Annotated in this window: 24 protein-coding genes; 1 reads left to right on the forward strand and 23 read right to left on the reverse strand. The window is 38.8% G+C overall.

Features of this window, described 5'->3' with window-relative positions:
* Positions 1-5: 5 nt before the first annotated feature.
* From A6755_RS15425 to A6755_RS15485, 14 genes are all read right to left on the reverse strand, one after another.
* Positions 6-305: a contact-dependent growth inhibition system immunity protein gene (locus A6755_RS15425; RefSeq protein WP_063591210.1), complete on the reverse strand. Its 300-nt coding sequence runs from the start codon at positions 303-305 to the stop codon at positions 6-8.
* Positions 306-908: 603 nt separating this feature from the next.
* On the reverse strand, positions 909-1,424 hold the full coding sequence (locus tag A6755_RS15430) for an SMI1/KNR4 family protein (protein WP_244889676.1): 516 nt from the start codon (positions 1,422-1,424) through the stop codon (positions 909-911).
* 367 nt (positions 1,425-1,791) lie between these two features.
* The gene (locus tag A6755_RS27645) at positions 1,792-2,202 is read right to left on the reverse strand and encodes a hypothetical protein (RefSeq protein WP_244889677.1); all 411 of its coding nucleotides are present in this window, start codon (positions 2,200-2,202) and stop codon (positions 1,792-1,794) included.
* Between the two features lie 323 nt (positions 2,203-2,525).
* Positions 2,526-2,993 carry an antitoxin YezG family protein gene (locus A6755_RS15440; RefSeq protein WP_063591211.1) on the reverse strand — a complete coding sequence of 156 codons (468 nt, stop codon included), beginning with the start codon at positions 2,991-2,993 and terminating at the stop codon, positions 2,526-2,528.
* A 319-nt stretch (positions 2,994-3,312) separates the two neighbouring features.
* Positions 3,313-3,861 carry a T6SS immunity protein Tdi1 domain-containing protein gene (locus tag A6755_RS15445; protein ID WP_034312184.1) on the reverse strand — a complete coding sequence of 183 codons (549 nt, stop codon included), beginning with the start codon at positions 3,859-3,861 and terminating at the stop codon, positions 3,313-3,315.
* Between the two features lie 19 nt (positions 3,862-3,880).
* A complete protein-coding gene (locus A6755_RS27650) occupies positions 3,881-4,027 on the reverse strand; it encodes a polymorphic toxin type 15 domain-containing protein (protein ID WP_244889679.1) in 147 nt (48 codons plus the stop codon).
* 196 nt (positions 4,028-4,223) lie between these two features.
* Entirely contained in the window at positions 4,224-4,826 is a 603-nt protein-coding gene (locus A6755_RS27655) for a polymorphic toxin type 15 domain-containing protein (protein ID WP_244889680.1), read from the reverse strand.
* Between the two features lie 395 nt (positions 4,827-5,221).
* The gene (locus A6755_RS15455) at positions 5,222-5,677 is read right to left on the reverse strand and encodes an immunity protein YezG family protein (protein WP_063591212.1); all 456 of its coding nucleotides are present in this window, start codon (positions 5,675-5,677) and stop codon (positions 5,222-5,224) included.
* 20 nt (positions 5,678-5,697) lie between these two features.
* The gene (locus tag A6755_RS15460; RefSeq protein ID WP_244889681.1) at positions 5,698-6,345 is read right to left on the reverse strand and encodes a DNA/RNA non-specific endonuclease; all 648 of its coding nucleotides are present in this window, start codon (positions 6,343-6,345) and stop codon (positions 5,698-5,700) included.
* 384 nt (positions 6,346-6,729) lie between these two features.
* On the reverse strand, positions 6,730-7,140 hold the full coding sequence (locus A6755_RS15465; protein WP_063591213.1) for an immunity protein YezG family protein: 411 nt from the start codon (positions 7,138-7,140) through the stop codon (positions 6,730-6,732).
* Positions 7,141-9,141 carry a T7SS effector LXG polymorphic toxin gene (locus A6755_RS15470; RefSeq protein ID WP_063591214.1) on the reverse strand — a complete coding sequence of 667 codons (2,001 nt, stop codon included), beginning with the start codon at positions 9,139-9,141 and terminating at the stop codon, positions 7,141-7,143. It lies immediately after the preceding gene.
* Positions 9,138-9,428, reverse strand: a complete 291-nt coding sequence (locus A6755_RS15475) for a YwqI/YxiC family protein (RefSeq protein ID WP_063591215.1) — start codon at positions 9,426-9,428, stop codon at positions 9,138-9,140. Before A6755_RS15475 ends, A6755_RS15470 begins: the two co-directional genes overlap by 4 nt.
* Positions 9,428-9,856, reverse strand: coding sequence for a YwqH-like family protein (locus A6755_RS15480; protein WP_063591216.1), 429 nt, complete (start codon positions 9,854-9,856; stop codon positions 9,428-9,430). The genes A6755_RS15475 and A6755_RS15480 overlap by 1 nt, the downstream gene beginning before the upstream one ends.
* Positions 9,857-10,095: 239 nt before the next feature.
* The gene (locus A6755_RS15485; RefSeq protein ID WP_063591217.1) at positions 10,096-10,344 is read right to left on the reverse strand and encodes a hypothetical protein; all 249 of its coding nucleotides are present in this window, start codon (positions 10,342-10,344) and stop codon (positions 10,096-10,098) included.
* Positions 10,345-10,686: 342 nt separating this feature from the next.
* On the opposite strand from A6755_RS15485, the gene A6755_RS15490 reads away from it, so the two are divergent.
* Positions 10,687-11,091, forward strand: a complete 405-nt coding sequence (locus A6755_RS15490; protein WP_053534914.1) for a hypothetical protein — start codon at positions 10,687-10,689, stop codon at positions 11,089-11,091.
* Between the two features lie 149 nt (positions 11,092-11,240).
* Here the strand turns inward: A6755_RS15490 and A6755_RS15495 are convergent, their stop codons facing one another.
* From A6755_RS15495 to A6755_RS15540, 9 genes are all read right to left on the reverse strand, one after another.
* The gene (locus A6755_RS15495) at positions 11,241-11,534 is read right to left on the reverse strand and encodes a hypothetical protein (protein ID WP_034312196.1); all 294 of its coding nucleotides are present in this window, start codon (positions 11,532-11,534) and stop codon (positions 11,241-11,243) included.
* Between the two features lie 355 nt (positions 11,535-11,889).
* Positions 11,890-12,900, reverse strand: coding sequence for a serine hydrolase domain-containing protein (locus A6755_RS15505; RefSeq protein WP_063591219.1), 1,011 nt, complete (start codon positions 12,898-12,900; stop codon positions 11,890-11,892).
* Positions 12,901-13,023: 123 nt separating this feature from the next.
* Positions 13,024-13,854, reverse strand: coding sequence for an NAD(+) synthase (gene nadE / locus A6755_RS15510; RefSeq protein ID WP_063591220.1), 831 nt, complete (start codon positions 13,852-13,854; stop codon positions 13,024-13,026).
* A gap of 34 nt (positions 13,855-13,888) precedes the next feature.
* Complete coding sequence (locus A6755_RS15515) at positions 13,889-15,358, reverse strand: nicotinate phosphoribosyltransferase (RefSeq protein WP_034312208.1); 1,470 nt, start codon at positions 15,356-15,358, stop codon at positions 13,889-13,891.
* Between the two features lie 61 nt (positions 15,359-15,419).
* Positions 15,420-15,971: a cysteine hydrolase family protein gene (locus A6755_RS15520; RefSeq protein WP_063591221.1), complete on the reverse strand. Its 552-nt coding sequence runs from the start codon at positions 15,969-15,971 to the stop codon at positions 15,420-15,422.
* A gap of 15 nt (positions 15,972-15,986) precedes the next feature.
* Positions 15,987-16,751 carry an NUDIX domain-containing protein gene (locus tag A6755_RS15525; RefSeq protein ID WP_034312214.1) on the reverse strand — a complete coding sequence of 255 codons (765 nt, stop codon included), beginning with the start codon at positions 16,749-16,751 and terminating at the stop codon, positions 15,987-15,989.
* A gap of 194 nt (positions 16,752-16,945) precedes the next feature.
* Positions 16,946-18,475 (reverse strand): acyl-CoA carboxylase subunit beta, encoded by a 1,530-nt coding sequence (locus A6755_RS15530; protein WP_034312216.1) that lies wholly within the window; start codon positions 18,473-18,475, stop codon positions 16,946-16,948.
* Positions 18,476-18,498: 23 nt separating this feature from the next.
* Positions 18,499-19,281, reverse strand: coding sequence for an enoyl-CoA hydratase (locus A6755_RS15535; RefSeq protein WP_063591222.1), 783 nt, complete (start codon positions 19,279-19,281; stop codon positions 18,499-18,501).
* Between the two features lie 19 nt (positions 19,282-19,300).
* On the reverse strand, positions 19,301-20,203 hold the full coding sequence (locus A6755_RS15540; RefSeq protein WP_063591223.1) for a hydroxymethylglutaryl-CoA lyase: 903 nt from the start codon (positions 20,201-20,203) through the stop codon (positions 19,301-19,303).
* Positions 20,204-20,217: the final 14 nt, after the last annotated feature.

Consider the following 20,217-nt stretch of genomic DNA (forward strand, 5'->3'; position numbering starts at 1 on the left):
AAATTCTATTTTGATTTCACAGCTTCTTTTATTTGTTTCACGACATTATTAAGCCACATTATAGGAGTTAATCCAATAGCGGGAAAATAAATTTCAGCATTAGTTTGAATATAGTATTCCTTTTCCTGCTTTGTTCTATTACTAGTTAAAAATTCATCACAATACCTTATTGTAAAAAGCAAACATTCTTTATTAGCTTCGTTTATAAACTCAGCTAATGCTTGTTCAGGCGAACTAATATCCTGGTGGAATGTTCCCCCTAAAAAATCTCTTAACTCTTCAAAGTAATCATAATCTTCGTCCATTTAAATTCCTCACTTCATTGTTTTCCTGGATAGCCTGTTAGAATAAAATTACCATTCGAATTCTTTTTAAGTACAATTATTGTATAGTTATATTTTAAACTCACTTGTTCTAGCTGATTGCGCCTCAAATATGAATTTAACTTTAATAGTTACTTTTATTTATCCTCAACTAAAGCCTTCTTTCATGGACATTCGGCTTCGGGTAGATTGCAACCCGTTAACTGGATGCCTCCGTTATTTGATTGCATTACTTTTAATTTTAGATAAACAACCACTTTATGTGATTACTTAACCTTAAAGCAATTAAAGCAAAAAGCCTCGAAAGGCAAAAGCCAATCAAGGTCTTATTTACAATTCCTATGTTTCATTTCTTCGTACCATATATCAAATATATCATCAGGCAATAATCCGTCATAATTAGAATATCTAAATCATTTTTGTATTGTCCTTTTAACCTGTTTTGTTTTAGTATTATAATGTAATTTTATTTCAGTAGGCATTTCTTTATTATACTCTTCACACTTTTTATGGTTTTGACTAACCTCATTAAGATCACTTTGTGATTGTTAGACTAGTAAATATCGCTATTTCCAAATTTATTTTTCAATTGTCTTGAAGCCCTATTACAATCCATTCATCTACAATATCCCAGAAATCCACATTATACTCAGGCTTATCATTAGTAAACCATAATGTCGCTAAGTCATCGATACAGTTTTTTAAATCTATGGCAACATATCCTCCCATGCCATTTTCAAAAAAACCATATGTTGATGCCATATTAATTCCTAATGGTTCATCTAATTCTTCAAGTATTCCCCATTCGTAATCCTCAAAATGAGTAATGCGGTCTACTGGTACAAGCCCCATAGCTCTACTTGGCAGATAATAAAACCCGTTGTGTAACTTTTCATAAAATCCCTTAATAGATACTGGAACATTAGACCAATTTTGTTGCATTTCTGAAATATTAATTGAATTGGTCGGAATACCACCTTCATAATAAAGAATTTCGTCATTTTCACTCATTACGCTATATAATACTGCATATTGTCCATTATCTACAATTAGTTCAATTTCTAATAAATTCTCTTTCAAGTATGATATAGTATTACTCAATTCTTTTTCACATACATTATTCCATAAAGCTATTAGTTTATCTTTCTTTCTAGTTTTATCTGTTTCTTAAAATATCTCAATCCATTTTTCAGGCATATTTTCCTTTTCAATATTGAGTAAGTCTTTGTTAGATACAAACTCGATGCTTTTTCTGTATTGTTTTAAAAAAGATAATTTATCCACCCGAAATCACTCCTTTTTATTTACCCTATTAAATTCATCTATCATCTTTTGTATCTCAATTTCTAGTTCTTTTTCTTTTAATATCATTTTTTCCCTAAATTCGGGATTCACCGGATTTTTTTCCTTTTTATGGATGTATCAATCTGCAAATGACTTTGAACCTTTAGATGTATTAGCGGCTTCACTAAGACCTATAAAATTCTCTACAAGTTAATGAATCAAAACCTTCCATACGAGCTATTTTCTCTAGGGAAACAATATGGTCTGCATGCAGTTTTTTATCAATTATTTTTCCAGGTAAAGCAAAATCCTCAGTTCCTAAAATATCATCTATATTTTTGTTAACTTCTCTTTGTATTATAGAAGACGGCGATGCTCTTCTTAATTTAGAATATGTCTCATTGGGAATTTTCCTTTCGCCGTATCTTGGGCCTTGCGTAATGTTATTACCCGTACCCTTAGAAATACTCTCCCCTGAAACACCCTCTACTTTACTATCCTTCACCGTGAATTTCTGATAGGCTTCCTTAATTGTCTGCTTTTCCATTACAACTTGGGGAAGGCTTGGTCCTCCTGCGAGGGATACTTGTTCCACACTTATACGTTTAGGAATTTCTTTTTTACCGATTTCTTCACCTATATTTTTTAACGTGGTTTTTCCTGATCTCGCGATGTCTGTTATTGTGGCTTGAACCTTCTGAACCTGCTTTTGCGCAAATTCCTTGCTGTAAGGGACGAACTTTGTACCACTCGCTAATTTTTTCCTATGCCACCTTGCCTGAAGTAATTCTATATGATTTTAAGTCCTCACGGCCTATTATCTGAGAACCGATAGATGATATATATTCTATTTCAACAATGAAAAGACCTTAACTTTTGCGTTAAGGTCATGAAAGAACAAGCTTTACTTATCCTCCATTATTCTTTCTTGAGGTATTCTTCTAAAATCCTCTTATCATATTCAGATTCGGGTAAAAGGCCTAAACGAGTATATTCCCAAATAACCCTTCTTTCGTGATCATCTGCATTGGATAAATCCTCATAATCATAGTCAACCTTAAATTTACCGGTACTTTCTAAAGTAAAAGTTAAATTGGTCCATTGTTCTTGATTATTATTTTTAAATTCATCTGATAATAATTTTAATTCATCTAATAATTGATACCATAATTTATCATATTCTTCTTCGTTTAAACTATATATTTCAGGTATATCATGACTATAAATAGGCAATTCACTATTAGGATTATAATAAAAAAAGAAAGCCGTACCGGTACCGTCAGCAATTTCACCGTACATTAATACCTTTGACCATTCCTCTGGTATAGTTTCATTAATAGTTTGGGCTATTTTTTGATAAATTCTATTAAGTTTAATATCATTCATACTTACCCACCTCCTGCTCAATTTTCAAATGTCCATATCTCCAATATTCCTAACTGGTAGGGGAGGATTTTTGTTTGTTACTATGTCTGTCTTATCCTTGGAGTGTTACTTGGGGATTTAATATTTCTTTTCTACTTTCTCATATAACCAGTTTCTAGTATTTAGGATTCTTTTTTCACCAAATTAAAAGAGCTTATCGAAAAAAACGATATGCCCCTGAGTTTTATGCTTTTTGACTTAACCCCAAAAAAGACCCTGGATTCATTTACTTTTGATAGTCACTTGTAATCATCAACCATCTTTTCAACTTCATTGACTCTTATTCGATTGGTCCCATGAATTGAGTAATTAGATAAATATGCTCAATAAGTTTCACCTTTTTCAAGTTTTCCACATTCTCAGTTCCACCTAATCCAAGGAGAGGGGTATAACCAAAGCATTCATCAAAATCTGGTTCTCCATATTTATCAACTGCTTCAGGATAAGGATTCCAATCTAAAATTTCTTGGTAAAATGATTCATCTTCTAAATCAGGAAAGAAATATTTGAAACCGGACGATATCCCTTTAATTTCACCCTTTCTAAAATTAAGTAAAATTAAATATTTATTATCTTCCCAAACAACAAGATCCCCCATTGATGTAGTAAACAATACTAGAGCATCCTCGTTTCTTACATATACATCCTTTAATAGTTCCTTATATTTTTCTGGGTTAACAATATTTAAATACCCGTTTAAAATACTACCAAAACCATATTTATTCCACACTTCTAATACTTGTTCAGGTATGTAACCATTGAAATTATTAATAGTTTCTGCTTGTGCTTTTTCAAATAATTTAAAGTTATCAAAAATGTTAGTTGACATTTTTATAATCACCTCTATTTCATTGTATTAATTTCACATTTAAGTATATTGATTTTTTATCCACTTCCGTCATACTAGCTGCAATAGTTTTTATTTGTTCATCTATAACATCAATTCTATATCTCCATTGCGAACCAAGGGATGAATTAACCCTTTTATCTCCCATTCCACCAATATCAAGTGGATTGCCACCCGCAATTTGCCTGGATTATGTAAAGCAGCCTGTTTATTTATCCATACTGTAGCCTGCTTTTCTGATTCTTTTCTAGATAAGCCTGTCTCCCTTAACTCATCATCTTTATCTAAATAAGCTTTTACTCTTGCAGCCTTTTGAGCTGCATTCCCTTCTAAAGCTCTTCCTTCTATATATATCTTTCTCTATTCTTTAAATACTCATCAATAGTTAAACCGTTCAACCCTTTTTCTTGGTCTTTTAACTGTCTTGCGAATTCTTCTGCATTGTGTTTAGGATTTTGCTTGAACTTGACTTCTATTTCTAAGATTCTTTGGACACGGTACAAAACACCCATACCCTTTCCACCATCACTCTTCACCGCAAACTTCTGCACGATATCCTTAATCGTCTTTTTATCAAATGTGACATGTTTATAGTTGTTTCCATACGCCGTCGCTAATTCTTCGACCCTGATACGAAGAGGTACTTCCACATTACCGATTTGCCGGCCGAATGCTTTTGCCTTCTGAACCTGCTTTTGCGCAAATTCCTTGCTGTAAGGGACGAACTTTGTACCACTTGCTACTTTATCTGCGACCTTCGCCGCACCTGCCACACCGCCGATTCCGAGTGCCATCAATAGTCCGTTCTGGCTCTGTTCCTCGGTTAGCTGGTTGCCGAACATGTCTTTGCCGGTGGCCGCTTCGCCGAGGCCATTGGCTGCGAGGAGTCCTATAATTCGTATTTGACTTTCTGGCACATATATTATCGGATTAATTTTCCATTTCAACTTACCTTAAAACCATTGTTAAAGATAATTCTCTTCTTCCTCTGCTTTCGTAATACACTGTTCAAAGTTATTACAGTCCATTTACAGATAATAACTATTTAACACTTAGGGGTATTATAAAAATTATTGTGCTCTTTTAATTTTTAACGCTAAAAAGCACTCGTTGCCTTTAGTAGACAATCAAGCGCTTTAAGTTCATTTTCTAAATAAATCATTAAATTTCATGTTTTAATGTTGACAGTATGACATCTATGAGGGGTACTATCTATTAAAATGTTATCCCTCCCTATTTTCGTTCTTATTACCTAATATTAAAATTACATTGACACACCTTGAAGGTACAACCTTAATAAGTCATGAATTCAAATTAGAGCGTATCTTCGAGTGTAAACAATTTAAAGGTTATTATTTTTTATCTCATCAAACCACTCATTAAAAATATGAGTGGCCGTTTTAATCTCATCATGCGTATAAACTAAATCATACTTGTATTCAGCTTTGAAGTTCCCACTCTTTACATCATATATTAATTTCATCTCAGTGGGCATATCTCTTTTATATTCTTTGCACAATGCTTTGATTTTCCCGATATCTTCATTTAAGATATCTAATACCATAAAATTTCGTTCTGCAGATAGATCATAGCTTTCTTCCTCATTCTCCAATGCATCATTCAATTTATGAGGCTCTACATACTTATCGTTAATCATATAAAAAAAATCGCTCGCAGTAACTCCTTCTTCACGTGAAGCATAAACATACACTTTATCTGCTCTATCTTCAACATATTCCATACATATGGATATCATATCTGCTTGCAATTCACTAAACTTATCTTCAAATTCTTTCATTCTACTTTTCACTCCTTAGATTAATTTTCAAGAACTCTAGAGCTCCTTTTACCATCAATAGTATATATTACTTTAAATTTTTCAGGACGCATATCACTCCCAGAGTAGATTATATCAACATTAACTGTTACTTTTTTAGGAGGTGTTTCTTTTAAAGCTGCAGCCCATTCCTCTTCAATTTTCTTATATTGCTTCAAATTAACATCAGATAATTGCGATACTAAATTGTCAATTTTAGGTGATCCCCCAAACCTATCACCTGCCAAATGCCCTGCATGGTCTTGACCTTTTACTTTACCAGGTGTGTTTTTGCTGTGTGACAATCTATCTGTTCTCGTTGTTAATTGTAAATTTTCTGTTTCAAATTTTACAATCCTACCTACATTATCTGTTTCATAAAAGTAATCATACTCTCCTGTTTTATATCTAATATCAGGCTTTAACCTATTTTTTCTTCCGTTTGTAAACTGTAGTCTGTTGTCCACTAATGTTTTAACTTCACTTACTTCAGCCCTACCTTTACCCGTACCCTTAGGTATACTCTCCCCTGAAACACCCTCTACTTTTCTATCCTTCACCGTGAATTTCTGATAGGCTTCCTTAATTGTCTGCTTTTCGATCATAACTTGGCGAAGGGTTGGTCCTCCTGCGAGGGAAACTTGTTCCATACTTATCCGTTTAGGAATTTCTTTTTTACCGAGTTCGTCACCTATATTTTTTAACGTGGTTTTTCCTGATCTCGCGATGTCTGTTATTGTGGCTTGAACCTTCTGAACCTGCTTTTGCGCAAATTCCTTGCTGTAAGGGATGAACTTTGTACCACTTTAGACCTGACGGACTTTTATCTGAGGTACCCATAGGGCTTAAATAGGGTACCTGTTTTTAAAGTTGTTTTTATGTACGATAAATTTTTGTCAAACATTATTTATAACTAATAAGTGTTATCTCTACTCTCTTAGTACCAAACTATTTATTCGGCACTAGGTAGCTCCCAAAAAAAGAAACCTTGAAAGGTATTTAGCCAATCAAGGGGTTTCATTCTGTATAATGTTTTACTTTAGATATTCAGCTTCCCATTTATCTTGTTTTTCTACTGGGCTAAGTTCTGAAATATCCTCATATCCATAATTTATTTTCATTTTTCCTGTGTTATCTAAAATGAAAGTTAGGTTTGTCCATAGTTCCTGTTCTTGCTCCTTAAATTCTTCACGCAATCTTGAAAAATAATTATACAAGTCATCATCAAGCCCATCAAACTCTTCCTCATCAACATTAAATAAATCTGTTATATCCAGACTATATACTGGTTGCCCTCCAGTTTCAGGGTAATAATAGAAAAAAACTTTTTTATAACCTTCTCTAAATTCAGCGTATAAAAAGATTTGTTTCCAATCCTCTGGAATTATATTAATTAATGTATTCGCAATTTGTTGATATGTCTGCTCCATTATTTTGGTTTCCATCTACTTACCTCCTAAATAATTAGTTAATCTATCTGAATATTTTTTACCATCTATTACATAGTTGATTTTAAACTCACTTGGTCTAGCTGATTGTGCCTCATATATGGGTTTTACTTTAATGGTTACTTCTTTACCCTCTACTAAAGCCTTCTTCCATGTATTCTCTAGAGTCTTATATTCACTCCTATTTAAAGTAGCATTCATGGGTACTAAGTTATCTATTTCACCAGAACCTTTAAAGATACTTGCAATTAAATGTCCACCATCATCGTTTGATAGTCTATCGTCTCCTCCAACCTTTCTTTGGGCATAAGGATTTCGTTTTGCTTTACCCAATTCTAATTTAGCTTCAGCAATCGCAATACGTCCGTTATCATCAGTGGTATATTTATATCCTTCTTTTGTTGTATACTCTACATTGGGTTTTAAGGTCTTCTTACGATTTACTTTCGTGTATTGTTCACCATATCTAACGTTATCTATACCCTTAGGAACACTCTCCCCTGAAACACCCTCTACTTTACTATCTTTCACCGTGAATTTCTGATAGGCTTCCTTAATTGTCTGCTTTTCAATCATAACATGGGGAAGGTTTGGTCCTCCTGCGAGGGAAACTTCTTCCATACTTATCCGTTTAGGTATTTCTTTTTTACCTAGTTCGTCACCTATATTTTTTAACGTGTTTTTTCCTGATTTCGCGATGTCTGTTATTGTGGCTTGAACCTTCTGAACCTGCTTTTGCGCAAATTCCTTGCTGTAAGGGACGAACTTTGTACCACTAGCTACTTTATCTGCGATCTTCGCCGCACCTGCCACACCGCCGATTCCGAGTGCCATCAACAGGCCGTTCTGGCGCTGTTCCTCGGTTAGCTGGTTGCCGAACATGTCTTTGCCGGTTGCCGCTTCGCCGAGGCCGTTGGCTGCGAGGAGTCCGTATATTCCGTATTCGGTTTTCTGTATGAGGCTAAAGCCTTTTGTCGATTTATAGGCATCGAGCGCGTGGTCCGCTGCGTTGAGTCCTTTGGCCGTTTTGTATAGGGCGCTGCCGCCTTTGATGGCCCGTCCGGCCCAGCCGACGACGGGGATGAATCCAGCGGCGGCCATGGCGCCGGCGGCGATTCGTTCGGCATCGGACAGCTTGCGGCCCGTTACTGGATCGACTCCGGTCGAGGCCCTGATTGAATCATAATATCCCGTGAATTCCCCTGTAAAGGTTTTTGTCGTATCCCAGGCCTTTTCGTACCATGGGCGGTTTTCGAGTTCTTCCATTTCCTGTTCGATTTTCCGGGCTTCTGCTTGTTCCTTTTTGAAGGTTTGATAGTCTTTCATCTGACCAGCGACTTCATCCTTCACTTGATAGACGTCACTGCTCTTGAATGCCGATTGGTTGAATGTCATCGGCGAAACGTGGCCGTCCTGCTTGGTGGCATCAAGCAAGGCACGGAAGAGGCCAACGGCTACATTTTCCTGCCCGATGGACACATCATATTCCTCGACCAATTGCCGGTCGACATTCTCGACCTTTGTCACGGTGTCATCCAGCCTGTGCCCGGCCAGCGTGATTTTTTCATTAAAGTCCTTTTGGTCGAACATATCAAGAGGCAGGATATCGTCAATGCTATTCAGGATCCTTTGAAGATCGTTCGCTTGTTCATCGACAAGCGACTTCGCTTGGTTGATGCCGTTCGAGACTTCACCATCTAAAAAGGGAACCTCGACCACCGTATTTCCGGAGAGGTCCGCCTCTTCCAGACTGGCCGGTATGCCTTCCAAAAAACTGATCTGGGTCGTGAATAGTTCCATCCAGGCGTCCGCCACCTCGATTTGCGCTTCATAAAAGCTTTTGATGGCGGTAGCTCCGGCTCCTTGAAACTCGTTATCAAGGCTGACAATGCCCTGAAATTCCTTTTTCAGGGCTGCGACTTCCTTCTTTAGGTCTTCATATTGCTTGGCACGCGACTTGGTTGCGGCCGTCAATGTCTCGGCTTCATATATTTTCATCTCACAGGATACCCATTTGAAGACGTATGGGCAATGGCTTCATCCTGTTCTTTTAATAAGTCAATGTTGGCACGAGTATCTTCCACATTTTTCTGGACGATTTTGATATATTGCTCGAAGACCTTCTCCAGGTTCGTTTCCCGATCGATCCATTTCGAAGTGAATTCCAATTTATTGTTGCCAAGCTCGCCTGCCGGCAAATTTCCAAGCGTGACTGTACCAAGTGCCGTCTTCACCTGATCGACTTGCTTCGTTACGGCAGGATGATTCAGTTTGATTGTCGTCATTAAAACAACCGCCTTTTTAAATCGGATATTTTACTTTCCAGCTGCTCAAATGCCTCTTCACCTTTGTTCAAAAGGGAGTCGGCTTCTTGGGCTATATTCCCCGCTATGCTAAGAAGCGTATTCTCGGCATTCAGCTTTGTAATCATCGCTTCGATTTTCCATTGGTAATCATCATAATCGTCATGGATGATACTGAACATCACATTATAGGCATCATGACGGGCATCCTCAAAGTGATCCGAACGGTTCCCTGTCCAGCTGCCACCAAGCTCAGGCTCTTTTATTTTCCTAATCTCGTTAAGACACATGCTCTGTTCTTTTATAATATCGTTTTTTGCATTTTCTAATCGTTCAATTTTTACATTTAAATCAGCTTTTTTACTGGAGATAGCAGAGTGTATATTACTCAAAATATCTGCATATACCATGAAACTCACCTCAGAAACAGTATAATCCTACACTAAATGTCATATTTTCCTATTTAATATTATAAGGATTATAGTCCGAGAGTTAAATAGGGAGAAATATGCTATTTTGTCAGTTGAAAGAGAAGATTGGCATAAAAAAGTTCCTACATACCATATTCTTTATACCCGGCATTTTACCAATTTTAAACAAGTTAACAGAATATCATTTTATTAGATTCTCTATAAGTATTTTCGGCACTTCATTCAAATTGTCCTTGCCTGTATCTATGCAGCAGGTCATGCCGAACAAATTCCCTGCAAGAGGAAGATAAATGTGACCGCTCGGGATGTATCAAATCACCAAAAGGCAAATCACCGACAAATTTAACTTCACCTTCAAAATCCTGTCCGGATTCAGCATCAAAACCGATGACCTTCACAAAGCAAGTTTTGTGTCCGGTTTTCATAAAATCAATTACTGTTAACACATGATTATGTATATCATTCATACTTTTTTCCTCCAACCATGAAATCTTTAAGTAAAAGTATTATTTACTAGCATTCCGATTTAAAACAATTATGGTTTAGATCGCAATAGTGTTAACATTGGAAATAGGCACTCCTGCTTTCCATGAATCACTTTATTTTTCTATGTATTTTGTTCAATCTACCCTTATTTAGCTGAAGTTACATGAACTGATTTCTTCATGCATTTATGTTTTTTTTCGTTTCCAAGCATGTTTGGAATTCCCATTACTTCCACCGAAGGTCAGTCTGGGAGCCTCGATGCCCTTCCCTCTTCTATATAGATTTATAACCTGCTATAATCTAAGGATTGGAGGTGTAAAAAAATGAAAGAAATCATCCAGATATTAGCTGAAATCGTCAATAATCTTCACGATTTCATCCTATTCTTTGTAAGTGACACATTAAATTCAAATGCAACCGACAAAGATTTGCATTTTTGGATAATGGGAATCATCGGTATCATCATATTTTTGTTCGTGTTATTTTTATCCAATTTAATTTCCCGGATGCGTTTTGGTATAACGATACTCTCTTTCCTTTATACCTTTACAGTCATGGTTGTTTTAGTATTTGCCATTGAAATACAGCAAGCCCTTACCAGCAGGGGGAATATGGAGTTTCAAGATGCGGCGGTAGGCCTTTGGGGGTTCATCGTATTTTTCATGGTTTTTGCTGTACTATCATCCCTATTCTTATTGGTGAAGAATTTTTTCAAGCAATCAAAATAAAGGTAACGATAGGTCACCTTGCTTAAAACATTCCTAATGCCTTTCAATAACTGGAAATTCGGATTTTGTATTGGCGGGAATGATAAATTCTCTGCAGCATCATCTTAAATCGAAAGCAAGGTTACAGAGAAGCAAATATGATCGGGGAATTACTTCGATTCATTTTCATTGAATAAATCAATGCTGAACAGATTAAATGAATCGTCGTCAGTAATACGTTCCTGATCATTTCCTGTTATATCGGGACTATTTTCCCTGCGGCGGCGATTTACTTCCCTTAATTCCGCTTCCAGAAATTCCGCTTGTTCGTGGGAAAGCTTGATCGTGATTTCATTATTTTGATCATCTGCAGCTTTCAAGAGGACATAGCTATCCGCAGCATTACGTAAAGTCACATTGCTTACTGTTAAGTTCATGTTCGCTAGTTCATATCTTGCCTTCATAATGTAAAAAGAACCTCCATCGGAAAATACCGGATAAAATAAAGTATATTAAATATACTCTACTTCAAGATATTTAAATATACAAATTCTTTGTTTAGAAAAGCCTTGAAACCTAAAGAAAGCTACCTCCTTAAAGATATCCGACAATAAATGAAAAATTGGTGTGCCGCATCATCATTAAAGATTCGATCTTGAATAAGGGTACAGAAGAGGTTCTTCCCTTGAAACTCCAGAAGTTCTGGAACCACTTTAGCAATTGAATGCGAATTCGTCCCTTTCTTAAAAAATACTTGAATGAATTCAGATTGACTATAAACATTGGAACCCTCCATTAGTGGAAAGGTTCCATTTATTTTTATAATTTTTTCTCGATCGCCCTAGTAATATGGTGTGGACCCATACCTTTATTTGAAGTAATGACGGTTCTCAATCGCTTTGCCGGATATACCGCAGAATTGAAACTTACCCCCGGGTCATACCCCATAAGGTGGTATTTGAAAATCGCGTCATTTTTTTTACGGATCCATATACCATAGCCATAGTATTCCCCTTCATCTTCTGTAGCAATATGGGTTTCCAATAAGAGATTGGTATATTCTTGATTCAGTAGCAGATTGGAAAATAACCCATCCCAAAACCTGAACATATCTGATGTGGTAATAAACGCCCCTCCATCCGCACTGCCTTTGATGGGAAGGGAATAAACGTTGGTTCTCCATGCTCCATTTTCTTCGTCTATGTACCCTAATGCAGTATTTTTAGGTAGCTGATCCATGGAAAAATAACCGGAATTTTTCATTTCACAAGGCAGAAAGATGTTCTTGTCGATATATTCGGTAAATTCAAGTCCGGTTAGTTCCTCAACAATCAATCCTAATAAAATATAGCCGGAATTATTGTAATGAAACCTTTCCCCGGGTTGAAACATCATCCCCTCATCTTGAAACATTGGCAGGAAATCTTTTAATCCTTTTACATGGTACATCGGATTATTCTTCCATAGCTCCTCAAAATCATCCATCACTTCTTCATCAAAGTAATCAGGGATGCCCGAAGTGTGTGTTAAGAGGTGATGTATGGTCACATTTTGATTGAAATTAGGAAACACGATCCGAACACAGTCTTTAAGCTTAGAATCGAACCTAAGTTTACCTTTTTGTATTAACTGGCAAATGGCTATCGCGGTAAACAGTTTACAACCGGAAGCAATACCGAACCTTGTTTCGGTCGTATTCATGATTTCATCCGCTCGATTGGAATAGCCATGTGCTGAATTATGGATCAGATCATCTCCCGCTTTCACACTGATTATACCCGAGAATTCAATTTCCTTGCTCGTTGCTTCAATATTCCTGGATATATCCATATGTAGAGTCCCCCTTTGCCGGTAAAATTTACATACTGATGTGTTGGCCAAGGTGCTTCTTAGGTCTTGCAAAAAAACCCGCATCTTATGTGATGCGGGATAACTTATCTTAGATTTCACTCGTTATTTCCACCAAGTATCATAAACATTAATGGCTTCATTGCGTTTATGTTCGGTTTTAGTATACCATCCTTCGATGATTTCAGCTGCTTCCGTTCTGATTTCCTTGCCTTCTAGGTAATCATCGATTTCATCATAGCTAACCCCTAAAGCCACTTCATCAGGAAGTAACGGTTTGTCATCTTCTAAATCGGCCGTTGGTATTTTCGTATAAAGGCGCTCAGGAGCACCGACGAATTTCAGGATTTCTTTTCCTTGCCTTTTATTTAAGCGGTATAAAGGAATGATATCCGCTGCACCGTCACCATGTTTCGTAAAGAAACCTGTGATCGCTTCAGCTGCATGGTCCGTACCAAGCACAACGCCTTTATACAGCCCGGCTAAATCATATTGCACCTTCATTCGCTCTCGTGCTTTGACATTACCCCTTAAGAAATTCGATAGCTTTTCAGAAACTGCTTCTTCCACAGCTTTGACAGATGCATCCACCGCTTCCTTGATGTTGACTGTAACCGATTGGCTTGGCTTAATGAATTTTAAAGCCAGCTGCCTATCATCTTCATCTGCCTGTACTCCATATGGCAAGCTTACAGCAACAAACTTATAGTCGCTGCCATTCGTTTCTTCATTTAATTCATTGACAGCGGTTTGGGCAATATAGCCCGCCAGTGTTGAATCTTGGCCTCCGGAAATTCCAAGTACAAAGCTTTTCAGAAACGTATTTTTCTTCATATACCCTTTTAATAGATCAACACTTTTCCTGAATTCGATTTCAGGATCGATCGTTGGCTGGACAAGTAATTTTTTTACGATTTCTTTTTGTAATGGACGCATTGGCATTTCCCCGCTTTCTAATAAAATAGATTGGTCATTTCGTTAGCATTCTTTCAACTTTGGCTTTAACTTCATCTATATTCCTCATTTTATTATCCCAACAATCCTGGCTTAGATCTACCGGATATTCTTCAGGATTAAGTGCACGAAGGTACTCCGGCCATAATACTTGGAGATTTTTTTGCGTGAAGGCCTTGATTTCATCTATGGTTGGCAATTCATAAATCAAACTTCCATCCTTGAAAATATCCACATGCAGATCAACCGCATCGAAATCCGTGACGAATTTACTTAGGAATGTATGGACAGGATGAAACATTTTTAATTTTTCCTGTTCCTGTGGCTTCTCATATTCCATCGCCAAATAATCACCTTCAGCATGATGGTTCACTTTATTGATGATTCGATATACTCGTTTTAAGCCAGGTGTCGTGACCTTTTCAGGGTTAGAAGAAATTTTGATGGTATCTCTCATATTCCCATCTTCGCCCTCTATTGAAACCATTTTATAAACAGCACCCAGCGCTGGCTGGTCATAAGCCGTAATCAATTTGGTTCCGATGCCCCAAATGTCAATTCTTGCTCCTTGTTGTTTCAGATTGATGATTGTATATTCATCAAGGTCATTGGAAGCGACAATCTTCGCATCATGGAATCCTGCAGCATCAAGCATACGTCTTGCTTCTTTTGATAAGTAAGCTAAATCACCACTGTCAAGACGGACGCCAATGAAATTGATTTTATCACCCAATTCCTTGGCTACACGGATTGCATTCGGGATGCCAGAACGCAATGTATCATACGTATCAACCAAGAATACACAGTCTTTATGGGAAACGGCATATTTATGAAAAGCCGTATATTCATCTTTATAAGCTTGGATCATGGAATGTGCATGCGTCCCTGAAACCGGAATGCCGAACAGCTTTCCAGCACGTACATTACTAGTGGAATCAAAGCCAGCAATATAGGCCGCTCTCGCTCCCCAAATTGCGGCATCCATTTCTTGCGCCCGCCTTGAACCGAATTCCAGGGCAGATTCTTCACCGATGACCTGCTTGATGCGTGATGCCTTTGTTGCCACGAGTGTGTGATAGTTCACAATGTTAAGCAACGCAGTTTCTATGAGTTGAGCCTCACCAAGCGGTGCTTCTACCCGTAATATCGGTTCATTGCCGAAGACGAGCTCCCCCTCTTTCATGCAGCGGATCTCTCCCGTGAAACGGATGTTCTTCAAATATTTCAAAAATTCTTCATCATAGTGCAGATCATTTTTTAAATAGTCGATATCACTTTCCGAGAAGGAAAAGTTTTGAAGGTAATGGACAATTTTTTCAAGTCCTGCAAAGATCGCATATCCGCTATTAAATGGAAGCTTTCTGAAAAATATCTCGAAAACTGCCTTGCGGTTATGTGTTTTGTCCTGCCAATAAGTTTGGGCCATATTGATTTGGTATAGGTCAGTGTGTAATGCGTAACTGTCATCGTTGTATTTTTTTTCCATGGATAGTTCCTCCCAAAAGAGAAGCATTCGCTTCCCTTCTATTCTGTTGCTTGAATCGATATTATAGAATGGTTGCTCCAAGAGATCCTTTAAAATGTCCAAGCGCCCAATGGTGACCGGCATCATTGAACGAGGCCACTGCATGTTCATATACAAAAATTTCATAGCCTAAATTATAAGCGTCGATTGCCGTATGCAAAATGCAAATATCTGTACAAACTCCGACTAAATATACATCGGTAATGTGACGTTCCCGCAGGCGGATATCAAGATCCGTTCCTGCAAAGGCCGAATAACGTGTTTTATCTATATAATGAACATTCTTTTGATTTTTATTTGTTTCATATACCTCTTTTAACGCCCCATATAGGTCCCTACCCATTGTACCGCTAATATTATGCGGTGGAAACAAATTCGATTCGGGATGTAAGCGGTCTCCTTCTTCATGTAAATCAATCGCGAATACCGTATATTCGCCTTGTTTGATAAATTCCTTGGTTATATTGACAAGTTCCTTCTCGATATCCTGACCTGGCTTCCCGCAGGTCAATGAACCCCCGTCTGCCACGAAGTCATACGTATAATCTATATTGATCAATGCCTTTTTTCCCATTTCACCAATTCCCCCTTAATAGTAAATAGAGTCCATGACAACCTCTGCATTAAACCGGTAAAGCTGTGAAGGCCGATACGAATTACGTTTCGTTTTCTTTTGCATTCCCTTTTCATCCAATACTTTCTCCAAAAACGGAAGCTTCGGGGCTTTTGCATAAAAAAGGGAGTCTGCACTGATTTTTGCATCATCTCTGGCTGTCAGCAAAACCCGTTGCAGTTCAGAAAGTGTAAATTCATCCGGCAGGAATTTTTGGGCTATCGTCGTTTGCACCATTTCTTTTTTCAATACATTCATCGCATCGTTAATAATTGTATAATGATCAAATGCAAGGTCTAATTGTAAGGCTTCCTGAATCGTGAACAATTCAACCTCAGCTGCGTCATCATTCGCTTTTCTTTGATGAAGAAACTCTTCCTGGACAATTGCATAAAAAGCATTGGATATGATCCATCCCCTGGGATCGCGCCCTGGGCGGTCATAAACCCCGAAATGCTTGACATGGAATCCAGCTACGCCCGTTTCTTCTTTCAATTCTCGTTTGGCTGCTTCATAGGCAGTCTCGGAAGCATTGACAAAGCCTCCGGGTAAAGCCCATTTATCTCCTTCAACATTGGGGCTTCCTTCCTTATCTTTTGAGGCACGTTTGATCAATAATAGCTTCAAAAACATTTCAGGAGGGGCTTTCTCTGCCGTTTTCTTTGTAGTAATAGTAAAAATCGCAATATCTGCTGTGTATCCATCTGGAGTAATATATTTCTTTTTTTCCTGCTGAGCCATGGCAACTCTCACTTTCTTTCACTAAGTATGGAATTAAGTAATTAGTAAATCTTTAATTACTAATTATAGTACTCTTCCTTTTGTGATTTAGCAACTCTAAATCAGAAAAATTTTCTAATTATTTAAATAACCCTTCATTTTATTCCATGAAAAAAAACCCGGTCATGATGAACCGGGCTTTTTTATTGAATACTTTATACGGGATAGACCCCATGCTTACGATCGGTAAATGTCAATTGCTTACTGCTATACGCTTCAAACCGCGCGCTCAATTCATCACGCAGGTCATTCGGCTGGATGATGCCATCAACGATCATTTCAGAGGCTAAGCGGTAAATATCGATATCTTCATTATACTCATTGCGCTTCTGTTCGATGAATTTAGGGCGGTCTTCTGGTTCCATCGCATTGATTTTATTGGCATAGACTGCATTGACCGCAGCTTCAGCTCCCATGACCGCTATCAATGCCGTTGGTAAGGCAAGAACGCAGTCCGGTTCAAAAGCGGGACCGGCCATCGCGTATAGTCCGGCACCATAAGCTTTACGGACGATGACAGAAATCTTGGGAACAGTGGCTTCACTCATGGCCGAGATCATTTTCGCACCATGGCGAATGATTCCTGCCCGTTCGACCTTCGTCCCAATCATGAATCCTGGAATATCCACCAGGAATAACAGCGGTATATGGAAAGCATCACATAAGTTGATGAACTTGGCAGCCTTATCAGCTGAATCATGGAACAGGACGCCGCCCTTGACTCGCGGCTGATTGGCTATGATCCCTATCGTTTGTCCATTTAGCCTTGCAAGCCCAGTGATTAATTCAGGGGCAAATAGCTTCTTGATTTCACAAAATGATTGCCTGTCTATAACCCTATCGATCAGGTCGTACATATTGAAGGCTGCATTCTGATTTGTAGGAATCAGTTCTTCCAAAGTTTTTTCGAAATCCGCAGGCAGCTCAGGTTTTACGCTTTTAGGTCTTTCTTGATAATTTCCTGGAAAATAGCTTAAGTACCTGCGCGCAAACGCGATCGATTCTTCTTCCGACTTGACAAGTACATCACCGCATCCTGAAACGGAACAATGCATTTTCGCCCCGCCCATTTCCTCTTCGCTCACCTTTTCGCCAATGACCATTTCTGCCATTCTTGGTGAACCTAAATACATGGATGCATTGCCATCAACCATTACGACAATATCACAAAAAGCTGGAATATATGCCCCGCCGGCGGCAGACGGACCGAACAATAGACAAATTTGCGGGACTTTTCCTGATAGCTTCACTTGGTTGTAAAAGATGCGGCCAGCTCCGCGGCGGCCCGGAAACATTTCTACTTGATCCGTAATTCGTGCCCCGGCAGAATCGACTAAATAAAGAAGGGGCAGCTGTAACTTTTCGGCTGTTTCCTGAATGCGAATGATTTTCTCGACGGTCCTTGCTCCCCAGGATCCAGCTTTCACAGTCGAATCATTGGCCATGACACAGACCCTTTGACCATTGATTTTTCCGATGCCCGTAACCACACCATCAGCAGGCAGACCAACACTTGCACAATTGGCAAAGAAAGCATCCTCTATTTCTACCCCTTCATCGAAAAGCAGCTCTAGACGTTCACGTACGAAAAGCTTTCCTTTTTCAGCGTTTTTTTGATGATACTTTTCTAAACCGCCTTTTTTAATCGTTTCAACCGTTTCGGTTAGTTTATCCGTCGTTACCATCCCTGTTCCTCCTTCAATAGAAATCATTGGCCCCTATATACCGGTTTGCGTTTTTCCTTGAATGCTGACAGACCCTCCAGTCGGTCAAGGGTTTTTAAAGTTGTCTGATAGCAGTCATTTTCAATTTGCAATCCTGTTTTCAAGTCAGTCTCAGCCCCCTGATTGATCGCCGCTTTTGCAGCCCTGAGTGCTAATGGGGCATTGACCGCAATCTCCTTAGCCAATTTTTTCGCTTCCTCAAGTAAATGTTGGGGTGAATATACATGACTGATGATTTTCAAGGCATGTGCCGTTTTTGCATCCAATCTCCTTGCCGTATAAATCAGTTCTTTCGCTGTCGGCATTCCGACTATCCGGGGCAGTCGCTGTGTACCGCCTGCACCAGGGATGATGCCTAATGACGTTTCAGTCAGCCCCACCTTTGCCGTTTCCGATGCGATGCGTATGTCACAAGCGAGTGCCAATTCCAGCCCACCGCCAAAAGCCGAACCGTTGATCGCGGCGATGACCGGTACTGGAAGGTTTTCTACAGCCGTAATCGTGTCTCCGATCAACTTGACTGTCTCCTTGACTTTATCATCATTCATACCCGCTCTTTCCTTAAGATCCGCACCTGCACAAAACGCCTTTTCACCTGCTCCTGTTATAATGACTGTTCGTAAATTGGAATCTCTCTTCAATTCATCCAGCCCTTCGACTAAGCTATGAAGCAATTCTGTGGATAAAGCATTAGCAGCATCCGGCCGATTCAAGGTCAAGAGGGCAATTCCCTTTTCTTCATACCTTATATCAACTAATGAAGTCATACATTCACCTCGATTTCACTTATTGTGCGTTATTTACAGCCATCTGATGGCTGGGCAATGGTTTTTCCAAAAAGCTTTGCACCATGGCCGCAGCCTTCAATAGCTTTTCGGGATTGATTCCTGTTTGAATCCCCATTTTATGTAGCATATGAACCAGGTCATCCGTAGCCACATTTCCGCTCGCTCCTGGTGCATACGGGCATCCCCCTAAACCTCCGAGCGAAGAGTCGAAAGTGTCAATACCATAATTCAGTGATTCAAGGATATTTGCGAGTGCCATTCCCCTTGTATCATGAAAATGGAGGGCAATTTGGCTCATATCATATCTTTTTACAGCCTGTTCAAGGAACAGTGCAACCTGTTTTGGAGACGCGACCCCAATGGTATCACCCAATGAGACTTCATCGATGCCATATTCAAAAAGTTGATCACAAACACGGAAAACCTGATCAGTCGCAACCTCCCCTTCATACGGACAGCCGAAAACGGTTGAAACATAGCCCCTGACCGTTTTCCCGCTATTTGCTGCTGTCCTGATGACATCCTTCAATATTGGAAAGGTATCGGAAATCGACTTATTGATATTTTTTAGATTATGCGTTTCACTGGATGACATGAACACGGAAATATCATCGATATTGGCTTCAAGGGCAGACTCCAGTCCCCTTTGATTCGGTACAAGGGCCCCATAAGTGATACCAGGCTTGCGCTTTATTCCCTTAGCCACCAGGGCGGCATCACTCAATTGGGGAATCCACTTTGGGTGTACGAAAGAAGTCACTTCTATATAAGATAACCCTGTATCAGAGAGCTGATCGATCCACTCCATTTTGCTTTGTGCAGGTATTATGACCTTTTCATTTTGCAGCCCGTCACGGGGTCCAACTTCCTTAATTGTCACTTTTTCAGGCCAATTCATCATACCCCTCCGTCCCT

The organism is Peribacillus frigoritolerans (genome assembly GCF_001636405.1).
In the GTDB taxonomy this organism is placed as follows: domain Bacteria; phylum Bacillota; class Bacilli; order Bacillales; family DSM-1321; genus Peribacillus; species Peribacillus frigoritolerans.

Coding starts and splice junctions, on each gene's coding strand:
- A6755_RS15485 (WP_063591217.1), bottom strand. CDS start 10,344: ATGAATGATATACATAATCATGTGTTAACAGTAATTGATTTTATGAAA.
- A6755_RS15425 (WP_063591210.1), bottom strand. CDS start 305: ATGGACGAAGATTATGATTACTTTGAAGAGTTAAGAGATTTTTTAGGG.
- A6755_RS15530 (WP_034312216.1), bottom strand. CDS start 18,475: ATGGTAACGACGGATAAACTAACCGAAACGGTTGAAACGATTAAAAAA.
- A6755_RS15505 (WP_063591219.1), bottom strand. CDS start 12,900: ATGGATATATCCAGGAATATTGAAGCAACGAGCAAGGAAATTGAATTC.
- A6755_RS15495 (WP_034312196.1), bottom strand. CDS start 11,534: ATGAAGGCAAGATATGAACTAGCGAACATGAACTTAACAGTAAGCAAT.
- A6755_RS15520 (WP_063591221.1), bottom strand. CDS start 15,971: ATGGGAAAAAAGGCATTGATCAATATAGATTATACGTATGACTTCGTG.
- A6755_RS15480 (WP_063591216.1), bottom strand. CDS start 9,856: ATGGTATATGCAGATATTTTGAGTAATATACACTCTGCTATCTCCAGT.
- nadE (WP_063591220.1), bottom strand. CDS start 13,854: ATGCGTCCATTACAAAAAGAAATCGTAAAAAAATTACTTGTCCAGCCA.
- A6755_RS15455 (WP_063591212.1), bottom strand. CDS start 5,677: ATGAAAGAATTTGAAGATAAGTTTAGTGAATTGCAAGCAGATATGATA.
- A6755_RS15440 (WP_063591211.1), bottom strand. CDS start 2,993: ATGAATGATATTAAACTTAATAGAATTTATCAAAAAATAGCCCAAACT.
- A6755_RS15470 (WP_063591214.1), bottom strand. CDS start 9,141: ATGAAAATATATGAAGCCGAGACATTGACGGCCGCAACCAAGTCGCGT.
- A6755_RS15460 (WP_244889681.1), bottom strand. CDS start 6,345: ATGGAACAAGTTTCCCTCGCAGGAGGACCAACCCTTCGCCAAGTTATG.
- A6755_RS15445 (WP_034312184.1), bottom strand. CDS start 3,861: ATGTCAACTAACATTTTTGATAACTTTAAATTATTTGAAAAAGCACAA.
- A6755_RS15515 (WP_034312208.1), bottom strand. CDS start 15,358: ATGGAAAAAAAATACAACGATGACAGTTACGCATTACACACTGACCTA.
- A6755_RS15540 (WP_063591223.1), bottom strand. CDS start 20,203: ATGATGAATTGGCCTGAAAAAGTGACAATTAAGGAAGTTGGACCCCGT.
- A6755_RS15475 (WP_063591215.1), bottom strand. CDS start 9,428: ATGACGACAATCAAACTGAATCATCCTGCCGTAACGAAGCAAGTCGAT.
- A6755_RS15465 (WP_063591213.1), bottom strand. CDS start 7,140: ATGGAAACCAAAATAATGGAGCAGACATATCAACAAATTGCGAATACA.
- A6755_RS15525 (WP_034312214.1), bottom strand. CDS start 16,751: ATGGCTCAGCAGGAAAAAAAGAAATATATTACTCCAGATGGATACACA.
- A6755_RS15535 (WP_063591222.1), bottom strand. CDS start 19,281: ATGACTTCATTAGTTGATATAAGGTATGAAGAAAAGGGAATTGCCCTC.
- A6755_RS15490 (WP_053534914.1), top strand. CDS start 10,687: ATGAAAGAAATCATCCAGATATTAGCTGAAATCGTCAATAATCTTCAC.
- A6755_RS27650 (WP_244889679.1), bottom strand. CDS start 4,027: ATGGGAGATAAAAGGGTTAATTCATCCCTTGGTTCGCAATGGAGATAT.